At 68.8% G+C, this 20084-nt stretch carries 17 protein-coding genes; 6 read left to right on the top strand and 11 right to left on the bottom strand.

What is annotated here, in order from left to right; all coding sequences use genetic code 11:
• Positions 1 to 15 precede the first annotated feature (15 nt).
• Positions 16 to 1119 carry an NAD(P)-binding domain-containing protein gene (locus tag M8859_RS17485; protein ID WP_195070336.1) on the top strand — a complete coding sequence of 368 codons (1104 nt, stop codon included), beginning with the start codon at positions 16 to 18 and terminating at the stop codon, positions 1117 to 1119.
• A 17-nt stretch (positions 1120 to 1136) separates the two neighbouring features.
• Here the strand turns inward: M8859_RS17485 and M8859_RS17480 are convergent, their stop codons facing one another.
• From M8859_RS17480 to M8859_RS17455, 6 genes are all read right to left on the bottom strand, one after another.
• The gene (locus M8859_RS17480; RefSeq protein ID WP_159925007.1) at positions 1137 to 1994 is read right to left on the bottom strand and encodes an aldo/keto reductase; all 858 of its coding nucleotides are present in this window, start codon (positions 1992 to 1994) and stop codon (positions 1137 to 1139) included.
• A 116-nt stretch (positions 1995 to 2110) separates the two neighbouring features.
• Positions 2111 to 3706, bottom strand: coding sequence for a carboxyl transferase domain-containing protein (locus M8859_RS17475; RefSeq protein ID WP_249644548.1), 1596 nt, complete (start codon positions 3704 to 3706; stop codon positions 2111 to 2113).
• A 51-nt stretch (positions 3707 to 3757) separates the two neighbouring features.
• A complete protein-coding gene (locus M8859_RS17470; protein WP_249644547.1) occupies positions 3758 to 4360 on the bottom strand; it encodes a GTP-binding protein in 603 nt (200 codons plus the stop codon).
• On the bottom strand, positions 4341 to 4715 hold the full coding sequence (locus tag M8859_RS17465) for a DUF742 domain-containing protein (RefSeq protein ID WP_014981573.1): 375 nt from the start codon (positions 4713 to 4715) through the stop codon (positions 4341 to 4343). Before M8859_RS17465 ends, M8859_RS17470 begins: the two co-directional genes overlap by 20 nt.
• Before the next feature lie 7 nt (positions 4716 to 4722).
• Positions 4723 to 5136: a roadblock/LC7 domain-containing protein gene (locus M8859_RS17460; RefSeq protein ID WP_011207200.1), complete on the bottom strand. Its 414-nt coding sequence runs from the start codon at positions 5134 to 5136 to the stop codon at positions 4723 to 4725.
• Complete coding sequence (locus M8859_RS17455) at positions 5133 to 9008, bottom strand: sensor histidine kinase (protein ID WP_195070334.1); 3876 nt, start codon at positions 9006 to 9008, stop codon at positions 5133 to 5135. Before M8859_RS17455 ends, M8859_RS17460 begins: the two co-directional genes overlap by 4 nt.
• A 319-nt stretch (positions 9009 to 9327) precedes the next feature.
• Here M8859_RS17455 and M8859_RS17450 point away from each other — a divergent pair, with 319 nt between their 5' ends.
• The 4 genes from M8859_RS17450 (at position 9328) to M8859_RS17435 (ending at position 13989) form a co-directional block, all read left to right on the top strand.
• Positions 9328 to 11391: an AMP-binding protein gene (locus tag M8859_RS17450; protein WP_195070333.1), complete on the top strand. Its 2064-nt coding sequence runs from the start codon at positions 9328 to 9330 to the stop codon at positions 11389 to 11391.
• Between the two features lie 122 nt (positions 11392 to 11513).
• The gene (locus M8859_RS17445) at positions 11514 to 11900 is read left to right on the top strand and encodes a hemophore-related protein (protein ID WP_195070332.1); all 387 of its coding nucleotides are present in this window, start codon (positions 11514 to 11516) and stop codon (positions 11898 to 11900) included.
• Positions 11901 to 11905: 5 nt separating this feature from the next.
• On the top strand, positions 11906 to 12619 hold the full coding sequence (locus M8859_RS17440; protein WP_159925018.1) for a response regulator transcription factor: 714 nt from the start codon (positions 11906 to 11908) through the stop codon (positions 12617 to 12619).
• Positions 12616 to 13989, top strand: a complete 1374-nt coding sequence (locus M8859_RS17435) for a sensor histidine kinase (RefSeq protein ID WP_159925020.1) — start codon at positions 12616 to 12618, stop codon at positions 13987 to 13989. Before M8859_RS17440 ends, M8859_RS17435 begins: the two co-directional genes overlap by 4 nt.
• 109 nt (positions 13990 to 14098) lie before the next feature.
• On the opposite strand, the gene M8859_RS17430 is transcribed toward M8859_RS17435, so the two are convergent.
• The 4 genes from M8859_RS17430 to pdxH form a co-directional block, all read right to left on the bottom strand.
• The gene (locus M8859_RS17430) at positions 14099 to 14458 is read right to left on the bottom strand and encodes an FKBP-type peptidyl-prolyl cis-trans isomerase (protein ID WP_159989324.1); all 360 of its coding nucleotides are present in this window, start codon (positions 14456 to 14458) and stop codon (positions 14099 to 14101) included.
• 36 nt (positions 14459 to 14494) lie between these two features.
• The gene (locus M8859_RS17425) at positions 14495 to 15808 is read right to left on the bottom strand and encodes a citrate synthase (protein WP_159925033.1); all 1314 of its coding nucleotides are present in this window, start codon (positions 15806 to 15808) and stop codon (positions 14495 to 14497) included.
• A gap of 192 nt (positions 15809 to 16000) precedes the next feature.
• Positions 16001 to 17281: an MFS transporter gene (locus M8859_RS17420; RefSeq protein WP_249644546.1), complete on the bottom strand. Its 1281-nt coding sequence runs from the start codon at positions 17279 to 17281 to the stop codon at positions 16001 to 16003.
• A gap of 69 nt (positions 17282 to 17350) precedes the next feature.
• Positions 17351 to 18043, bottom strand: a complete 693-nt coding sequence (gene pdxH, locus M8859_RS17415) for a pyridoxamine 5'-phosphate oxidase (protein WP_159925037.1) — start codon at positions 18041 to 18043, stop codon at positions 17351 to 17353.
• A 121-nt stretch (positions 18044 to 18164) separates the two neighbouring features.
• Between pdxH and M8859_RS17410 the strand changes: the two genes are divergently transcribed.
• A complete protein-coding gene (locus M8859_RS17410) occupies positions 18165 to 19313 on the top strand; it encodes a citrate synthase 2 (RefSeq protein WP_249644545.1) in 1149 nt (382 codons plus the stop codon).
• A gap of 115 nt (positions 19314 to 19428) precedes the next feature.
• Here M8859_RS17410 and M8859_RS17405 read toward each other — a convergent pair whose 3' ends face one another.
• Positions 19429 to 19929 (bottom strand): hypothetical protein, encoded by a 501-nt coding sequence (locus tag M8859_RS17405; protein ID WP_249644544.1) that lies wholly within the window; start codon positions 19927 to 19929, stop codon positions 19429 to 19431.
• Positions 19930 to 20084 lie beyond the last annotated feature (155 nt).

Here is a 20084-nt window from a genome sequence, read left to right as displayed (position 1 = left end):
ATACGATCACCGACTGTGCCGACGGACTTCGACATCTTGGTGATCGGCGCTGGTCAGGCGGGGCTGTCGGCGGGTTACCACCTCCAGCGTCTCGGGCTGCGCCCGGAGCGGCATTTCCTGCTCGTCGACCGTTCTCCCGGCCCCGGCGGCGCATGGCAGTTCCGCTGGCCGTCGCTGACGCTGGAAACGGTCAACGGAGTGCACGATCTGCCCGGTATGTCGTTCGCCGAGACATTGCCGCCGGGTTCCTCGTCCGCGCCGGCGGCCTCCGCTGTGCCGCACTACTACGAGCTGTACGAGAAGCGGTTCGACCTGCGAGTTCATCGGCAGGTGTCGGTCACAGTGGTCTGTGATCGCACCGAGGACGGCAACCCCGCCGACCGTGGTGCGGTGCTCAACGCGGAGACCGACGCGGACGGTCCGATCCGGGTGCGCGGCTTGATCAACTGCACCGGCACCTGGGAGCATCCGTTCATCCCGCGCTACCCCGGAGCGGAGACCTTCGCAGGCCGCCAGCTGCACACCCGCGACTACCGGGCCGCCGACGAATTCGCGGGGCTGCACGTCGTCGTGGTCGGCGGCGGCATCTCGGCGGTACAGCTGCTCGACGAGATCTCTCAGGTCACCACGACGACCTGGGTGACGAGGACACCGCCGCGCTTCCGCGAAGGCGCCTTCACCGAGGAGGTCGGTCGCGCCGCGGTCGCGATGGTCGAAGACCGGGTGCGGCGCGGGTTGCCGCCGGGATCGGTGGTCTCGGTCACCGGGCTACGGCTCGACGACCGGTTACGAGCGGCGCGGGCCCGCGGCGCACTGACCCGCTTGCCGATGTTCGAGCGCATCGAACCCGGCGGGGTGCGCTGGGCAGACGGAACGTTTCAGCAAGCGGACGTGATCCTCTGGGCCACCGGGTTCCGCAGCGCTCTCGATCACCTCGCGCCACTTCGACTGCGCGAGCCCGGCGGCGGAATCACCATGTCGGGCCGCCTGGCCACTCGGGTAGCCGCCGACCCGCGCATCCACCTGATCGGCTACGGGCCCTCGGCCAGCACCGTCGGAGCCAACCGCGCGGGACGCGCGGCGGCCCTCGAACTCACCGAACATCTCCGACTGCGCTGACCGCGCGACGCCGATGGTCAGTCGATCAGACCGAGCGTGAACGTGTCCGGGTCCCCACCGATGCGCGAACCGGTGTCCAGCGCGGTGATCGCGTCCATCTGCTCCTGCGTGAGCTCGAAACCGAACACGTCGAAGTTCTCCGCGATACGCGACGGCGTGACCGACTTCGGGATGACGACGTTGCCCAGCTGCAGGTGCCAACGGATGATCACCTGCGCCGGAGTGCGACCGACCTCGGCGGCCACGGCGGCGATGACGCTGTCGTCGAGCAGCGTGCCCTGCCCGAGCGGGGCCCATGCCTCGGTGGCGATCGCGTTGGCGGCATGGAACTCGCGCAGCTCGCGCTGGGCCAACCTGGGGTGCAACTCGATCTGGTTAACCACCGGGATCTCCCCGGTCTCGGCGATGAGCTGTCGCAGGTGCGCGACCGTGAAGTTCGAGACGCCGATCGACCGCACCCGGCCCTGCGACTTCAGCGCCTGGAAGGCACGGAAGGTGTCCACGAAGCGGCCTGCCGCGGCCACCGGCCAGTGGATCAGGTAGAGGTCGAGGTAATCCAAACCGAGCCGCTGCATGCTGGCGTCGAACGCGCGCAGCGTGGAGTCGTAGCCCTGCTCGGAGTTCCACAGCTTGGTCGTGACGTAGATCTCGTCGCGGGGCAGGCCGAATTGCCGGATCGCGCGGCCGGTGCCCTCTTCGTTCTCGTAGATCGCGGCGGTATCGATGCTGCGGTAGCCCACCTCGAGCGCAGTGGTGACGGCCGAGAAAGCGTCCTCGGCAGGCACTTGGAACACGCCGAAGCCGAGCTGCGGGATCACGTTCCCGTCGTTCAGCACGATCGAGGGAACGGTGCTGGTCTCGCTTCTGAAGGTCACATTCCGACGGTAGAAGTGCGGCGGCGAGCCGTCAATCACGCCCTCGGGTGTGTTGGCCCGCAATTTGCTGGAAGACGGGTGCTTCGGATCGGCAGGGGTCGCGTTGCGCCGGCTGGTCAGCTTGTCAGGCCGAGCCGCCGGTAACGCGCTCGGCGGGCCGCGAGCAGTTCCGATTCCGGCTGGGCGCGCAAGCTCGCCAGTTCGCGCGCGATCGCGGACACCATCCGGCGGGCGAAGTCCACCGGCTCGTCCGCGGCGTCGGGAAACTCGGGCACGATCCGGTCGACGACGCCGTCGGCAAGCAGATCCGCGGCGCTGATCCGTTGCGCCGCAGCGAGTTCCGGCGCATGGTCGATGTCACGGAAGACGATCGCGCTTGCGCCTTCCGGCGGCAGCGGGCCCAGCCACGCGTGCGTGGCGGCGAGCACCCGGTCGGCGGGCAGCAGCGCCAGCGCGCCACCGCCGGTGCCCTGGCCGAGCAGCACCGAGACGGTCGGGGTGTCCAGCGTCACCAGATCCGCGATGCAGCGGGCGATCTCGGGCGCCAGCCCGCGTTCCTCGGCCTCCTTCGAGAGCGCGGCGCCCACCGTATCGATGACCAGAACCAGCGGCAACCGCAACTCCTGGGCAAGCGCCATACTGCGCCGCGCCTCACGCAGGGCCGCAGGACCCATGGTGTTCTCACCTTGCTGGCCACGCCGGTCGTGCCCGAACACCACGCATGGCTGCCCACGGAAACGACCGAGCGCGAGCACGGCCGTGCGATCGGACTCCCCCTGCCCGGTGCCGCTGAGCGGAACACGTTGTGTGACATGGCGTAACAGCTCACGGAGGCCAGGCCGGTGGGGTCGGCGGGAGATGAGAACCGACTGCCACACCGAGTCACCCGCGGCGGGGCTCCGCTGGTCGTCGGACCGGATTCGTTCTTTTCCAGCCTCAGTCGTTTCCCCGACAGGGATCGGCGCTGTGGGCCTGGGCGTTCCAGGTGGCGAAGGCATCTCGGGATCCGAGTGGCTCCGGGTCGCAGCGGAATCGGGCAACGCGACTCCGCTGAACACACTCAACGCACGGTGGGCGATACGGCGGAACACCGGGATCGGCAGCACGCCGTCGATGACCCCGCGGCGATACAGGTTCTCCGCGGTCTGCACGCCTTCCGGAAACGCTTTGCCGTACAGGGCCTGATAGACCCGGGGGCCGAGGAACCCGATGAGCGCCCCGGGTTCGGCGAAAGTGATGTGGCCCAGCGAACCCCAGGAGGCGAAGACACCACCCATCGTAGGATTGCGCAGGTAGACGAGGTAGGGATGACCAGCCGACTTGTGCGCCGCGACCGCACCCGCGATCTTCACCATCTGCACGAAGGCGACAGTGCCCTCCTGCATCCTGGTGCCGCCGGAGGTCGGCGAAGCGACCAGCGGCAGCCCGAGTTCGGTGGCGCGCTCGACCGCCGAGACGATCCGTTCCGCCGCCGCGACTCCGATCGAACCCGCCAGAAATCCGAACTCACAGGCGATGACGGCCACGCGCTGACCTCGCAACAGCCCTTCCCCGGTGAGCACCGATTCATCGACGCCCGCCGCGACCGCCGCCTTCCGCAAGGCATCGCGGTACTGCGGGGAAGCGGCCACCGTCACCGGCGGCCGGTCCCAGCTGACGAACGAGTTCGTGTCGAGCAATTGCTCGAGCAACTCTCGCGCCGAAGTACGCACCGGGCGAGCCTATCCGGCCCTACCCGGCGCGCAGGCAACCCACGCGAACACTCAGTAGCCCTGCATCACCTTGCGTAGCGCGTACTCGGTGAGCGCGACCAGCGCCTGCTTGGCCGGCTCACGACGACGGGCATCGATGGACAGGATCGGCACATCGGCAGGCACCGCGAGCGCCTGCCGGATGTCCTCGATCGGGTATCGCAGCGCATCGTCGAATTCGTTGAGCGCCACCAGGAAAGGCAGGCCGCGCGCTTCGAAATAGTCGACGGCCGCGAAGCTGTCCTCCAGCCTGCGGGTGTCGACCAGCACCACGGCGCCGATGGCGCCGCGGATCAGGTCGTCCCACATGAACCAGAATCGATACTGACCAGGCGTGCCGAACAGGTACAACACCAAATCGTCGGCGAGACTGATCCGGCCGAAGTCCATCGCCACGGTGGTGGTCGACTTCATCGGAATACCGGTCAGGTTGTCGATCCCGGCGCTCGCATTGGTCACCAATGCCTCGGTGCGCAGCGGAACAATCTCCGAGACAGCACCGACCAACGTGGTCTTACCGACACCGAAGCCACCCGCGACCACGATCTTCGCCGATGTTGGCTTGCTGGTACGAGTGTCGACCTGCGCCGTCGAATCAAATACGCCGGAGTCCACTGAGAACCCTTTCGATCAGCTCGCGACGCTCATCGTCGCTGGAATCGTCTTTCAAAGTCGCCGATACGCGCACGTGCCCGGCCTCGATCAAATCGGCCACGAGCACACGTGCCACCCCGATAGGGATACCCAATCGGGCTGCCACCTCGGCAACGGACGGCGATTCTCTGCACAACTCCACGATTGACGTCTCGATGTTGGTCAGTTCGAACTGCCGCTCCAGGGCGACCGGATGCGATGCGACGAGGGCCTCCAACGCCAACTCGACCGCGGGCCTGGTACGGCCTGCGGTCAGCGAGTATGGGCGGACGAGGCTCGGCTCGGCGCTCCCCACGCGGTGATCTTCTATGTCCATCCCACCATCAGGAACCCATCGTGACGCGTGGTGTGGCCTGAACAGTCTGGCCAACACGCTCGACCAACAGAGCCATCTCGTAACCGACCTGACCGATGTCACACGAAGTGTTGGTCAGCACCGCGAGATAGGAACCGTCGCCGACAGCCATGAGTAGCAGGTAACCGTGCTCCATCTCGACGACGGACTGCAGCACGGTGCCACCCTCGAACAGGTTCGACACTCCGACTGACAGGCTGGCCAGACCAGCCGTGACGGCCGACAGCTGCTCGGCGCGGTCGACGGGCAGCTGGGCACTCGCGGCCATGAGTAGGCCGTCAGCCGAGACCAGGACGGCATGGGCTACGCCAGGAACCTCGTTGGCAAAGTTCGAAACCAGCCAATCCAGCTGACGATTCGTACCACCTAGATCGGGGTTCATCGGTCTCCTTTATCTCCGGTTAGGTTCATTGCTCTCATTGCGCGGCCATCCCGGACGCCCTGCTGGTGACGACTCAAGCTGGACCTGATCGTTTCTGGGTCGCGGCGCGGCGCCCGGTCCGCCGCACCGGTCACGCCGCCGGGGACAAGCCTTCCGCCCGGATTACGTTGCGGCAAGCCGGCCGCCGTTTTCGTCTCGGTCTGCGCCTCGCTGGCGCGGCGAGCCGCTTGCCACCCTTCGTCACCCGGCGATTCGAAGGAGGCGGCCACCTGCGACCGGTCCGCGTTGGGATCCGACAGCCACGCCGACATCATCTCGGCGAAGATCGGCGTTCCTCCCATAGACGCCCCCGGCTCGTCGGCGGGTTGCAGCCTGGTCTGGAAGAACGACGCCGTCTTGGCCGGGTTCGACCGGAAGCTGTGCTTGCCGGGATCACGGCCCGACGCGGTGGCGGGCTGATCTTCGCTCGCGGCGTGCTGGCCACCGCGGTCCCGTTGCGGCAGCGCGATACCCGGCGGCACCGGCTGGCGCTGCGGCGCCTGTGCGCCCGGCTGCCGCTGCGGCAGGCCGGTCAGTCCGCTCTCACGCTGCGGCGGGCCCGACGGCGCGGGCGGACGCTGCGGCAGGCCGTGCACCGCGCCCGGCTCACGCTGCGGCAGACCGCTCGGGGACGCGTCTCGTTGCGGGAGGCCGTTGACGGCGGGCAGTGCTCCTGAGCCCGGCTCCCGCTGCGGCAAGCCGTTGGCGGACTCGCGTTGCGGGAGACGGTGGGCACCGGAATCCCGCTGTGGCAGGCCGTTACTCGGTTCACGCTGCGGCAGACCGCCGGGCGCCGCGTCGCGCTGCGGTAGGTTCGGCGCCGGCTGACGCGGCGGCAGGCCGGTGACACCCGGCTCACGCTGCGGCAGACCACCAGAGGCGGACTCACGTCGCGGCAGATCACCCGCTGCCGACTCACGCTGCGGCACACCGTTCGAACCCGGCTGCCGCTGGGGTAGGCCGGTGGGACCGGGCTCACGCGGAGGTAGTCCCGTGGAACCGGGCTCACGCTGGGGCAGGCCCGTCATGCCCGGCTCCCGCTGGGGCAGGCCACCCGAGGCGGACTCACGCTGCGGCAGACCACTCGCGGAGTCCCGCTGCGGCAGACCGCTCAGACCGGTCTCCCGCTGCGGCAGACCACTCGCCGGATCCCGCTGCGGCAGACCACCGGAAGCCGACTCACGCTGCGGCAGACCGCTCAGACCGGTGTCGCGCTGCGGCAGGCTACTCGCCGGATCACGCTGCGGCAGACCACCGGAAGCCGACGAACGCTGCGGCAAACCACTCGCGGAGTCCCGCTGCGGCAGACCACTCGCCGGATCACGCTGCGGCGAACCACCGGAAGCCGACTCACGCTGAGGCAAACCGCTCGACGCGTCCCGCGACGGCGCGCCGTTCGCGCCCGGCTGGCGCTGCGGCAGGCCGGTGCTCGGCTGCGGCACCCCGTTGGCGCCCGGCTGACGCACCGGCAGTTCGCCGGACGTCGGCTCGCGCGGCGGCAGGCCCGCACCGGGCTGCTCCGCGGGGCCACCGGGCTGGCGCGGCGGCGGACCGCCGGGGTTCAGCGTGCGCTTGGGCAGGTTGGCCGCGGCGAGCTTGCCGCGCTGCGGACCGCTGGGCGCCTGCTGACCCGGCGCGGGCCGCAGACTCGCACTCTGCTGCTGGGCGTCCGAGCGCATGCCGGACGAAGGCATCGCCGAACCCGGCTGCCGTTGCGGCAGCCCGCCGGGACCGGTGGGGACCGGACCGCTGGGCGAGGCGGTGGGTGTGGCCGTGGGCGTGGAGCTCGCGGCCGGGATGGGGCCGCTCACCCCGGGATCGACGGTGACCATGACATTGCCCCCAGGAGTCCGCGTGACGGCCCGCATCTGCATGGAGGACGGCGCCGACGGACGCTGCGGTGCGGCGGCCTGCGGCGAAGGCTGCGGGGTGACGGGCTGCCCCGCGCTCGGCTTGCCCGCGACGATCAGTCCGACCGGCACGTGCACGGTCACCGTCACGCCGGGATCGCGCGCGGTGTCGAAGGTCGGGCGCAACCGCACGGTCAGACCGTGCCGCTCGGCGAGCCTGCCGACGACGAACAGACCCATGTGGCGGGCCGTGTCCGGACCCGGTTCGGCGGTCTGCTCCAACCGGCGGTTGATGTCGGCCATCTCGGCGGGCGGCATACCGATGCCGCGGTCGGCCACCTCGATGAGCAGGCCCTGGTCGTGCGCCTGCGCGAAAGTGAACTTGACGTCGGTCTCCGGCGGCGAGGCGCGCAGCGCGTTGTCCAGCAACTCGGCGAACAGATGCGCGAGGTCGGAGGCGGCGGGCTCCTTCAGCGAACCGCGCGGCGTGGCGCCGAGCTTCACGCGCTCGTAGTCCTCGACCTCGGAGATCGCGGCGCGCAGCACGTCGGCGATCTCGACCGGGGCGGACTTGGCGCGGCGCTGCCTGGTGCCCGCGAGAATCAGCAGGTTGTCGCCGTTACGGCGCATACGTGCGGCGAGATGGTCCAGCCGGAACAGGTTCTCCAGCAGGCGCGGGTCCTTCTCGTCGTACTCCATCGCCTCGATGAGGGTGAGCTGATGGTCGACGAGCGACTTGGACCGCCGCGCCAAGGTCTCGAACATGTCGTTGACCTGCGAACGCATCTTCGCCTGGTCGCTCGCCAGGCGCAGCGCCTGGCCGTGGATGTCGTCGACCGCGCGGGCCAGCTGGCCGATCTCCTCGGTGCTGCGCACCGGCATCGGCTCCAGCGGCACTTCCTCCGGCGAGGCGCCGTTGCGGAGCTGGGCGACCTCGTGCGGCAGATCGCTCTCGGCCACGCGCAGCGCGGCCAGACGCAGCCGGTGCAGCGGGACGATCATCGAGCGGGCGACGAAGACGGCGAGCAGGAGGGCGGCGAGGATGGTCGCGATGACGACCGCGGTGTAGGTCCACGCGTCGCGCTGGGCCGTGGACACCAGCGATTGCATCGCGGCGTCGATGTCCTTGGTCGACTTGCCGACGACGTGCTCGTAGACCGCAAGGCTGTCGGTCAGCGACTTTTTCAGGTCACCGATCGGGAGCTGGCCGGCCTGAACTTGCGGGCTGTTCAGTAGCGCGACCCTGGTATCGATGCCCGCCCGCAGATCGGCGATCGAGGTGTCGCCGTCGGGAAAGCGGTGCGCGACCACGTTGAGCAGCGCACGCTCTGTGCTGGACGCGATGAGGAAGCTCTGCACGCCGGCCTGCTGGGAGCGCAGCACCTCCGGGAAGGAGGCGACCACGTTGACCAGCGCGGCACGGGTGTTGAGCGAGTCGACCAGCCGCAGTTTGGCCGCGTCGACCCCGCTGTCGCTGACCTGGCCGACCGTGGTTTCGACGATATTCACGCTGTCGTTGCGGACGCGGTCGATCAACGCGAGGGTATCCGAGGCTGGACCGACGGAGGCGCCTTTCCCTTGGGCGCGGACGGCTTTGGCCTGATTGAGCATGCTCTCCAACGAGGCGCGCGCACCCGGCACGCTGCTCAACCTGTCGATCGACTTCTCCGCGTTGGCGATCGCCTTGTCCAGATCCGCCAGGTTCTGATCGGTCACGATGGACGTGTTCGGCGCGAGCGTGACCATCTGCGAACTCGCAGTGGTCGCGGTCTGCGCGCTGAGCCCGGTGACCACCGGGATGGCGGAGATGTTCTCGGCGATGTCGGCGAGCCGGTTCGATTCCGCGAACTCCGAGGAGATCCTGGACACGCCGAGCCCGACCGCGACCGCCAGAGGCACGGCGAGCACCGCCGTCACCTTCCAGCGCAGGTCCCAGTTGCCGAGCGCCCAGCGGCTACTGCCAGACCTAGCGGCGTCACGCATCTCCCACTCACTTTCCAAACTGGCCTCTACCACGCGCCATCAACCGAACCTCCACATCGCGTGCTTGGCTCGACAGGTGGAGCTGGCCGAGAGCTGCGGCTGGCCGAGAAATTGCGTCTACGACGGCCCAAATAAGTGACATCAGATTCTAACGGATCAATAACTTCTTGGGTGACGGGGCGTGATGTCGCGATCATTGACCTGCCGATTCCAGGCAAAACCAGAGGTCGCGGCACCCACCCGGGCGTCGCGTGAAGTCTGCCACAATCAACCAGATCTATCGAGGCGGGCATCGAGGCGAGGTTAGGGAGTCACGGGGTTGAACGTGCGGCAGGATTACCGACCGGCCTATCAGACCAGCTTGGTGGATCCCGCCGAGTTCTGGGCCGGCGCGGCCGAAGCGATCGACTGGGACGTGGCACCGACTCAGATCCTCGACACCGGCGCCCGCCCGGTGGCCAGGTGGTTTCCCGACGCCCGCCTCAACACCTCCTTCAACGCACTCGACCGGCACGTGCACCCGACCACCCCCGATGCCCCCAGCCGCGCCGATCAGCCCGCACTAATATACGACTCCGCTATGACCGGCGCCACTGTGGTCTACACCTACGCCGAGCTGCTCGAGGAGGTGTCCCGGTTCGCGGGGGCGATGGTCCGGCTGGGCGTCTCGGCGGGCGATCGCGTGGTGATCTACCTGCCGATGATCCCCGAAGCGGTGATCGCGATGCTGGCCTGCGCCCGCATCGGCGCGGTCCACTCGGTGGTGTTCGGCGGCTTCGCCGCGCCGGAGCTGGCCGCCCGCATCGATGACGCGGAGCCGGTGTTGATCATCACAGCCTCCGGCGGCCTGGAACCGGGCAAGACGATCGAATACCCGCCGATCGTGTTGCGGGCTCTGGACCTCGCCGAGACCACCGCGCCGCGCACGGTGATCGTCAAACAGCGACCCCAGTTCGACACCATCCATTTCCCGGCCCCGCAGCCGGCGACCGAATACCTGCCGAGTTCGGCCGCGACCGTGGCCGCGCAGTGGCTGGACTGGGAAGACGCGGTCCGGCACGCGCCACCGGCCGATCCGGTGTCGGTCGCCGCGACCGATCCGCTCTACATCCTCTATACCTCCGGCACCACCGGGAAGCCGAAGGGCGTGGTCCGGGACAACGGCGGCCACGCGGTCGCCCTCGCCTGGTCCATGCGCAACATCTACGACATCGACGCGGGCAACGTGATGTGGGCCGCTTCCGACGTGGGCTGGGTGGTCGGTCACTCCTACATCGTCTACGCGCCGCTGCTGGTGGGAGCCACCACGCTGCTGTACGAAGGCAAGCCGATCGGCACGCCGGACGCGAGCGCGTACTGGCGGGTCATCGACCGGCACAAGGTCGATGTGCTGTTCACCGCGCCGACCGCGCTGCGGGCCATCCGCAAGGCCGACCCGGACGCGGAGCTGGCCCACCGCCACGACCTGTCCTCGCTGCGCGCGTTGTTCTGCGCGGGCGAACGCCTGGACCCGGCCACCTACACCTGGGCCGAGGAGACCTTGCTCGCGGGCCGCTCGGACTGCCCGGTGGTCGATCACTGGTGGCAGACCGAGACCGGCTGGCCGATCTGCGCGAACCCGCTCGGCCTGCGGCAGTTGCCGATCAAGCCGGGCTCGGCCTCGGTGCCGGTGCCGGGCTATCGACTACGCGTGCTCGACTCCTCGGGCAACGCGGTCGCCCCGAACACCGAGGGCAATATCGTCATCGGCCTGCCGCTGCCGCCCGGCACGCTCACCGGGCTCTGGCGCGACGACGCCCGCTACGAGCGCTCCTACCTGTCCGCCTATCCCGGCCACTACCTCACCGGCGACTCCGGCTACTTCGACGAGGACGGCTACCTGTACGTCCTGGGCCGCAGCGACGACGTGATCAACATGGCCGGGCACCGGCTCTCGGCGGGCAGCATCGAGGCGGCCATCGCGGGGCACGAGGCGGTGGCCGAATGCGCGGTCATCGGGTTGCCCGACGAACTCAAGGGGCACCGCCCGCTGGCGTACGTGGTGCTCAAGTCCGGTGTCGACATCGATCCGGACCGGCTGCGCGACGAGCTGATCGAGCGCGTGCGCGCCCAGGTCGGCGCGATCGCCACGCTCCACGACGCCATCATCGTGACGGCGCTGCCCAAGACCAGGTCCGGCAAGATCCTGCGCAAGACCATCCGGCAGATCACCTCCGGTGAGACGTTCGAGGTGCCTTCCACCATCGAGGATCCGGGGGTGCTCACGGCGCTGGAGCAGCAGATCCGCGCGGCGCGTCCGCAGGGGCGCGAACCGGGGCACGACAACAGCGAGAACACCGACCACGTCGTCGCGCCCGACGTGGATCCGGTTGCGCCGTCCTGATTTCCGCACGGCCCGGTCACGGTCCTCAGAGTTTCCACAGAGGACGTTCATATCGCTGCCAGTTGTTCGAAATAGCCTCGAGACCGCCCCGAAACCCCTCGATGATCTGGAGGCAACACATCATGAATCGTTCCGCAGGCCGTCCCGCCGTAGCCGCTCTCGCAGCGGGTGGATTCGCCACGCTCAGCTTGTTCCTGAGCCCCGCGATCGCCACGGCGGGCCCGATGGAACTCGCCGAGCCGCTGCTGACCTCGAACTGCTCCTTCGCCCAGGTCGACGCGGCACTGCACGACAAGGCGCCGCAGCTGGCCGCGATGCTCGACGCCAACCCGAACCAGAAGGCCGAATTGCAGCGCAGGTTCGATCAGCCGGTCGAGCAGCGCCGGGCCGACTTGCAGCGGGCCATCGAGCAGAACCCCGAGGCCGCACGCCAGGCGGAGAACGACCCGCGGACCGCGCAGTTGCGCGACACCATCCGTATCGTGGCCGAGTCCTGCCACAACTACTAGGCAAAATGGATGACGTGACCGAGACACCGACCCCCACCGTCCTCGTCGTCGACGACGACGAGGACGTGCTCGCCTCGGTCGAGCGCGGGCTGCGGTTGTCCGGCTTTCACGTTCAGGTGGCCAGGGACGGCGCGCAGGCGCTGCGTAGCGTCACCGAGAGCGCGCCCGACGCCATCGTGCTGGACATGAACATGCCCGTGCTCGACGGCGCGGGCGTGGTCACCGCGTTGCGCGCGATGGGCAACGACGTGCCGATCTGTGTGCTCAGTGCCCGCGCGTCGGTGGACGACCGCATCTGGGGACTGGAGTCCGGCGCCGACGACTACCTGGTCAAACCGTTCGTGCTGAAGGAACTCGTGGCACGCATCCGGGCGCTGCTGCGCAGGCGGTCCGACGCGACGGCCCCCGCGACCCCGGGCGCGATCACCGTGGGCCCGCTCGAAGTGGACGTCGCGGGCTACCGCGCGCTGCTGCACGGTCGCGAGATCGACCTGACCAAGCGGGAATTCGAACTGCTGTCCATCCTGGCCCGCAACGTCGGCGTGGTGCTGAGCCGGGAGCGCCTGCTGGAACTGGTGTGGGGCTACGACTTCGCCGCCGACACCAACGTGGTGGACGTCTTCGTCGGCTACCTGCGCCGCAAACTGGAGGTGGACGACACGCCCAGGTTGCTGCACACGATCCGCGGCGTGGGGTTCGTGCTCCGAGCGCCGAAATGACCGTATTCGCACAGCCGCCGACAATTCGTCGGCGGCGGTCGTTTTCGCTGCGCACCCGGGTCGCGGGCGCGGCGGCCGCCGGCGCGATCGTCATCGTGACGTTGATCAGCCTGATCAGTATCCGTGCCATCGAGCGCAACAACTTGCAGCAGTCCGACCAGCAGCTCGCCGTCGCGGCGCGGATCGTCTTGATCGAGCCGCAGATCGCGGTCCAGTTCATCAACCTGACCGGACTGAACAACGACATGGCGGTCACGGTCCGGGACAACGGCGAGGTCGTCGCGAGCACGGCCACCGAACTCCCCGCGCTGGGGATCGGTTCGCGCACCGTCACGGTGGGCGGCACTCCGTATCGGATTCTGACCACTACCGAGAATCAACCCGCGGGCCGGGTGGTTTCCCTGGGCATTCCCGCCGCGGGCGCCGCCGAGGCAACCGCGGAGCAGCAACGGTGGGTGCTCGGCGGGGCTCTGCTGTCCATCGCCGCCGCCGCGGCGCTGGGCTGGCTGCTCGCGGGCGCGGCGGTGCGTCCGATCGTCCGCCTCACCCGGCAGGTCGGCGCACGCAGCGCGTTCCCCGATCCGCGCAATCCGCAGGTGCCGGTGGAGGGGGCCGGTGTGCACGAGTCGGAGAGACTGGCCGAGGCGGTGAACACCATGTTGCAGCGGGTGGACCAGGCCCAAGCCCAGATCGCCGCCGCGCTGGAGACCGCACGCGACTTCGCCGCCGTGTCCGCCCACGAGCTGCGCACGCCGCTGACCGCGATGCGCACCGACCTCGAGGTGCTGCGCACCCTCGATCTCGACGAGGCGCAACGGGCGGAGATCCTCGATGACCTGCAGCGCAGCCAGGGCCGGGTGGAGAGCACGCTAGCGGCGCTGGAACGGCTCGCCACCGGCGACCTGACCAACGAGCGCGACCACGTCGCCACCGACGTCGGCGACCTGTGCGATCAGGCCGCGCACGACGCCATGCGGCATTTCCCGGGCCTCACCGTGCGCATCGACTCCGACGCCGAACTCGTCACCCGCGGCCTGCCCGCCGGGCTGCGGCTGGCAGTAGACAACGCGCTGGCCAACTCGGTCAAGCACGGCGGGGCCACCGAGGCTCTGGTCTGCGCGCACCGGCGGCCGGGTGGTCACATCGTGATCTCGATCGACGACAACGGCCGCGGCATTCCGCCCGAGGAGCGCGAGGCCGTCTTCGATCGCTTCTTCCGCGGCAGCCAGGCGAGCAAGGGCGGCTCCGGCCTCGGCCTCGCCTTGGTCGCCCAGCAGGCCCAACTACACGGTGGCCGCGCCTATTTCGACGCAGGCGAACTGGGCGGAATTCGCCTGGTCCTCGACCTGCCCGAGCGGTCGGCGAACTGAACGGCTCTCGCGCGATCCCGTATCGATCCGGCCGAAATCGTCCGCCGAGGGCCGATATACGGCGAGTGGCCCGTGTTCCGATCGGAACACGGGCCACTCGCCGCCGAAATCAGTTGGCGTTCAGCAGGTCGATCACGAAGACCAGCGTCTTGCCCGAGAGCTTGTGACCGGCGCCCGCGGGACCGTAGGCCAGCTCCGGCGGGATGGTCAGCTGACGGCGGCCGCCGACCTTCATGCCGGGGATGCCGTCCTGCCAGCCCTGGATCAGGCCGCGCAGCGGGAAGGTGATGGACTCGCCGCGGTTCCAGGAGGAATCGAACTCTTCGCCGGATTCGAATTCGACGCCCACGTAGTGCACCTCGACGGTGCCGCCGGGCACGGCTTCCTTGCCCGAACCTTCGATGATGTCCTTGATCACCAGCTCGGTGGGCGCGGGCCCTGCTTGGAACTCGATCTCCGGTTTGGTCATTCGGCTATCCCCTTCGGTAGGTGATGGATGGATTCGTCAACGATTGTTGATCTCGCGGTAATCGCGGGCGCCGTAGCCGGTGTAGATCTGCCGGGGACGGCCGATCTTCAAGGGCTCGCTGTGCATTTCGCGCCAGTGCGCGATCCAGCCGGGGAGCCGGCCCATCGCGAACAGCACCGTGAACATGCGGGTCGGGAAGCCCATCGCCTTGTAGATGACGCCGGTGTAGAAGTCGACGTTCGGGTACAGGCGACGCTCGATGAAGTAGTCGTCGGTGAGGGCGGCCTCTTCCAGGGCCTGGGCGATGTCGAACAGCTCGTCGTGGCCGCCGAGCTTGCTCAGGATGGCGTCGGCGTGCTTCTTGGCGATCGAGGCGCGCGGATCGTAGTTGCGGTAGACGCGGTGACCGAAGCCCATGAGCTTCACCCCGTCTTCCTTGTTCTTGACCTTGCGGATGAATTCCTTGACGTCGCTGCCGCCTGCCTTGATGCCGTCGAGCATCTCCAGCACGGCCTGGTTCGCGCCGCCGTGCAGCGGGCCCCACAGCGCGTTGATGCCGCCGGAGACCGAGGTGAACAGGTTGGCGTCGGAGGAGCCGACCAGGCGCACGGTCGAGGTGGAGCAGTTCTGCTCGTGGTCGGCGTGCAGGATGAGCAGCATGTCCAGGGCCGCGGCGACCTCGGGGTCGACCTCGTAGGGCTCGGCCGGGAAGCCGAAGGTCATCCGCAGGAAGTTCTCCACCAGGCTCAGCGAGTTGTCCGGGTAGAGGAAGGGCTGGCCGACCGACTTCTTGTACGAGTAGGCCGCGATGGTGGGCAACTTGGCCAATAGTCGGATGGTGGACAGCTCGACCTGTTCGGGGTCGCGCGGGTCCAGCGAATCCTGGTAGTAGGCCGACAGCGCGTTCACGGCCGAGGACAGCACCGGCATCGGATGGGCGTTGCGCGGGAAGCCGTCGAAGAACCGCTTCAGGTCCTCGTGCAGCAGGGTGTGCCTGCGGATGCGGTCGGTGAAGTCCTCGAGTTGGGCCTGGGTGGGCAGCTCACCGTAGATCAGCAGGTAGCTGACCTCGATGAAGGTCGAGGCCGCCGCGAGCTGGTCGATCGGGTAACCGCGGTAGCGCAGGATGCCCGCCTCACCGTCGATGTAGGTGATCGCCGACTTGGTCGGGGCGGTGTTCATGAAGCCCGGGTCGTACGTCACGTACCCGGTGCTGGCCAGCAGCTTTCCCAGCTCGATCCCGTCGTTGCCCTCGGCGGCCCTGGTGACCGTCATCGGGAACTCGCCGCCGGGATAGGAAAGAACCGGCTTGGCGTCGTCGTCGACGTTGATGATGTTCTCAGCGGGCACGGAAGGATCCCTCTCAGGCTAGAACCACAGGCACCGGCGCGGTCGGCACACGATGCGCTTGCCTCAACGCTAGCCGTTCACCGACGCGGACAATACCGGAGGGTAGTCCTGCGGCGGCTCACAAACACATCGCGGCGCGGTGAGGTCCAGCGCCCCTGGTGGGACGCGGTCGCCGGGTGTTCGCGGTGCACGTCACACGGCAATTTCGGCGTGAGCGCGACCGACACGGTAGCGCGTGAAGGCCGGGAACGCGACCGCCGCGACGAGCACGCCCACCACCACGAGGGCGCCTCCTCCGGCGGCGGCCACAGCAGTACCCAGGCTTGCCGCCGCGAAACCGTGGGCAACATCACCGACCCGGGGGCCGCCAGCGACGACCACCGTGAAGACCCCTTGCAGCCGCCCGCGCAGATCGTCGGTGGCCACCGTCTGGAGCATCGTGACCCGCAGCGCCGCCGAGACCATGTCGACCGCGCCGCCGAAGGCCGAGCAGCCCAGCGCGATCCACAATCCCGCGCCGCGCCCGAGGCCGTGTCCGGTGAATCCGACCGTGAGGCCGAAACCGACCATCGCCAGACCCCACAGCGCGATGCAGACCAGCACGGCGAGGCCCTGCCTGCGGATGCGCGGGATCCAGCCGGAGAACACGCCACCGAGTACCGCGCCCGCCGACATCGAGGCGAACAGCAAGCCGAGCGCGACGCCGCCGGTGGCCGGGTCGCCGAAGGTCTCGTGCGCGATCTGCGGGAACAGCGCGCGCGTCATGCCGAACACCATGGCGATCACGTCCACCGCGAACGACGCCAGCAGCACCCGCTGCGTGGCGAGATAGCCGAAACCTTCCAGCACCGTGCGGAATCCGGCGCGGCGCACCGCTCCGGTGGGCGGCAGCGCGGGCAGCCGCCACACCGCCCACAGGGTGGCCAGTAGCGCGACGGCATCGATCAAGTAGAGCGTGGCGAGCCCGACGACAGGGATGAGCGCACCGGCCAGCATCGGTCCCGCGATCGCGCCGAACTGCATGACCGTCATGTTCAGCGAATTCGCGGCGGGCAGTTGGCCTTCCGGCAGCAGACGCGGGATGGCGGCGTTGCGGGTGGGTTGGTTCACCGCGAAGAACGCCTGCTGCACGGCGAACAGACCGAGCACGATCCACACGTTGTCCAGCCCGGCGGCCGCTTGCAGCCAGAAAACCAGCGCCGTGAGCCCGGTGCCGGAATTGGTGACCAGCAGGAGCTTGCGCCGATCCAGCACGTCGGCCAGCGCGCCGCCCCACAAACCGAACACGATCAGCGGCACCAACCCGAACAGCCCGGCCAGGCCGACGTAGCCGGAGCTGCCGGTGATCTGGAAGATCTGCTGCGGAACCGCGACGACGGACAGCTGCGCGCCGATCATGGTGACGATGCCCGAACTCCACAAGCGTCTGAAGTCCGGGTCGCGCAGCGGAGTGATGTCGGCGAGCAGTGTCACCGGTCGCAGCGTATCCAGTGGACTCGCCCGGTTCGACGCGAGAATTCTCACGCACGAACTGGGAATACCTCAGGGCTGTAAGCGCTCGACCGTGGACGTGTCGTCCGCGATCCGCACCCGGATCCGGTTGTGCAGCCTGCCGCGGCGCCCTTGCCAGAACTCGACCTCGTCGGGGCGGACCAGGAAACCGCCCCAGTGCGGCGGCACCGGAATCTCGTCGACGTCGGCGAACCGCGCGGTCGCCTCGGCCAGTGTGCGATCCAGTTCCGCCCGCGAACCGATCGGCTCGGACTGACGCGACGCCCAGGCGCCCAGTTGCGAATCCCGCGGCCGGGAACGCCAGTAGGCCGCCGTCGTCTCGGCGGGTACCCGCTCGACCGCGCCGCGCAGGTGCACCTGCCTGCCCAGCGCGGGCCAGACGAAGGTGACCGCCGCGTAGGGGACCGCGGTCAGCTGCGCGCCTTTGGCGGAGTCGTAGTTCGTGTAGAAGATCACACCGTCCGGCGAGAGCCCTTTACACAGCACGGTCCGCGCGACCGGCCGCGGCGTGCCGTCGGCCAGCGACACCGTGGCCAGCACCATGGCGTTGGGCTCGGCGATGCCGACCGCGGTGGCCTGCTCGATCCAATGCCGCAGCAGCGGCTCCCAGCCACCGGCCAGCCAGGTCTCGTCCAAGTCGATGTCGTCGTTGCCGCCGTGCGGCAGGCCGCCGTAGTCCACCCGCATGGCGGCGAGATCCGGTGAATTGTCCAGGTCACGCATGGGCCAGACGTTACTCCGCGGTAGCAGGGAGCTAAGGTTTTGATGATCGGCATGTACTCGTCAAATCCGACAACTTCCCATCGACGAGAACATGCGACCCAAGTCCAAGGAGAGTCGCAACATGACTACCAGCCCCGCGGTTTCCGGTCGGCAGGCCGCCGTACCCAGTGATTTCGTCAGCGGCCTGGAGGGCGTGGTGGCATTCACCACCGACATCGCCGAACCGGACAAGGACGGCGGCGCGCTGCGCTACCGCGGAGTCGACATCGAGGATCTGGTCGAGAGCCGGGTGACCTTCGGTGACGTGTGGGCGCTACTGGTCGACGGATCGTTCGGACGCGGCCTCCCGCCCGCCGAACCGTTCCCGCTGCCCGTCCACACCGGCGACGTGCGCGTCGACGTGCAGGCCGGGCTGGCCATGCTCGCGCCGATCTGGGGTTACCAGCCGCTGCTGGACATCGACGACGAGACCGCGCGGGAGAACCTCGCCCGCGCCTCGGTCATGGCGCTGTCCTACGTGGCGCAATCGGCGCGCGGCATCTACCAGCCCGCGGTCCCGCAGAAGAAGATCGATGAGTGCACCACCGTCACCCAGCGCTTCATGACCCGATGGAAGGGTGACCCGGACCCCCGCCACACCGAGGCCATCGACGCTTACTGGGTCTCCGCCGCCGAGCACGGCATGAACGCCTCCACCTTCACCGCCCGGGTGATCGCCTCGACCGGAGCCGACGTGGCAGCCTCGCTGTCCGGCGCGATCGGGGCCATGTCGGGTCCGTTGCACGGCGGCGCGCCCGCGCGCGTGCTGCCGATGATCGAAGAGGTCGAGAAGACCGGCGACGCGCGCGCTCTGGTCAAGGGAATCCTGGACCGCAAAGAGAAGCTGATGGGCTTCGGTCACCGCGTCTACCGGGCGGAGGACCCGCGCGCCCGCGTCTTGCGCGCCACCGCGAAGCGCCTGGCCGCTCCGCGCTACGAAGTCGCCGCCGCACTGGAGCAGGCCGCGTTGGCGGAACTGCGCGAGCGTCGCCCGGACCGCGCCATCGAGACCAACGTGGAGTTCTGGGCCGCGGTGATCCTGGACTTCGCCGAGGTGCCCGCGCACATGATGCCCGCCATGTTCACCTGCGGCCGCACCGCGGGCTGGTGCGCGCACATCCTGGAGCAGAAGCAACTGGGCAAGCTGGTCCGCCCGGCCGCCATCTACACCGGCCCCAGCCCCCGCAAGCCCGAAGAGGTCGCGGGCTGGGCGACCATCGCGCACATGTAATCGGCCACGGCCCCAGGTCCACGAGCCGGGCGTGACGGCGGAGATCTCCTCCTGCGGTCACGTCCTGCTCACGTGGCATTCCCGGGAACCTGGAAAGACGTGATGGGGTTCCCGATCAAGCGGCGAGAGGTCTGGCTGTAACTCGCTGTCCATCGCGGCTGGTCACGGTGATACGCGGCTGTTCGCTGCCGGTGGCGCGGATGACCGCGAACGCCAAACCGTCCGCTCCTATGGGTGCACTGTGCTCCTCCAGCGTGGAAGCCACCGATAGGGAAACCGCGTCCTGTGCGGCGCGGCCGATCACGGCAAACCAGCCTTCGCCGGTCCGGTCGGCGGTCTGAGACCGAAACCGGGTTCCGAGTCGCTGTAACGGCTCCCAAGCCATGGTGCGGTCGCGCCGAGGCCCGGCAGGCCGGGGTGCGCCGAACATCGTTCCGCGCGTCCTCCACTGGTCGCCGTCGGGGTGGACGAACACGATGTACCGGCCCTGGGCGCCGTCGATGACGACAGCGGCGATCTCGGCCCGGACAACGGCGCTGACCGGGATGAGGCCCTGGTCAGCGGCCGTCAGGGCGTCGATGGCTACGGAGACAGCTGGATGGTCCAGACTGTCCATTGGCTGCGCCCTTCCTGTCGAGTCAGCAGATCGCCGAAATGGTGGCGCTGTTGTCACCGCCGTCGTCCGAGCACGACGCGGAGTACAGCGCTTCCACATCGGGGTCGATGCTGGTGTCGATGCGTTCGGCGTGCCCACTCCACTTTCCCTCAGCG

The sequence above is a fragment of the Nocardia sputi genome (assembly GCF_023501985.1).
This window is presented reverse-complemented; position numbering and strand designations above follow the sequence as displayed.

Coding starts and splice junctions, on each gene's coding strand:
- M8859_RS17465 (WP_014981573.1), bottom strand. CDS start 4,715: ATGGACATAGAAGATCACCGCGTGGGGAGCGCCGAGCCGAGCCTCGTC.
- M8859_RS17460 (WP_011207200.1), bottom strand. CDS start 5,136: ATGAACCCCGATCTAGGTGGTACGAATCGTCAGCTGGATTGGCTGGTT.
- M8859_RS17455 (WP_195070334.1), bottom strand. CDS start 9,008: ATGCGTGACGCCGCTAGGTCTGGCAGTAGCCGCTGGGCGCTCGGCAAC.
- M8859_RS17445 (WP_195070332.1), top strand. CDS start 11,514: ATGAATCGTTCCGCAGGCCGTCCCGCCGTAGCCGCTCTCGCAGCGGGT.
- M8859_RS17440 (WP_159925018.1), top strand. CDS start 11,906: ATGGATGACGTGACCGAGACACCGACCCCCACCGTCCTCGTCGTCGAC.
- M8859_RS17435 (WP_159925020.1), top strand. CDS start 12,616: ATGACCGTATTCGCACAGCCGCCGACAATTCGTCGGCGGCGGTCGTTT.
- M8859_RS17430 (WP_159989324.1), bottom strand. CDS start 14,458: ATGACCAAACCGGAGATCGAGTTCCAAGCAGGGCCCGCGCCCACCGAG.
- pdxH (WP_159925037.1), bottom strand. CDS start 18,043: ATGCGTGACCTGGACAATTCACCGGATCTCGCCGCCATGCGGGTGGAC.
- M8859_RS17410 (WP_249644545.1), top strand. CDS start 18,165: ATGACTACCAGCCCCGCGGTTTCCGGTCGGCAGGCCGCCGTACCCAGT.
- M8859_RS17405 (WP_249644544.1), bottom strand. CDS start 19,929: ATGGACAGTCTGGACCATCCAGCTGTCTCCGTAGCCATCGACGCCCTG.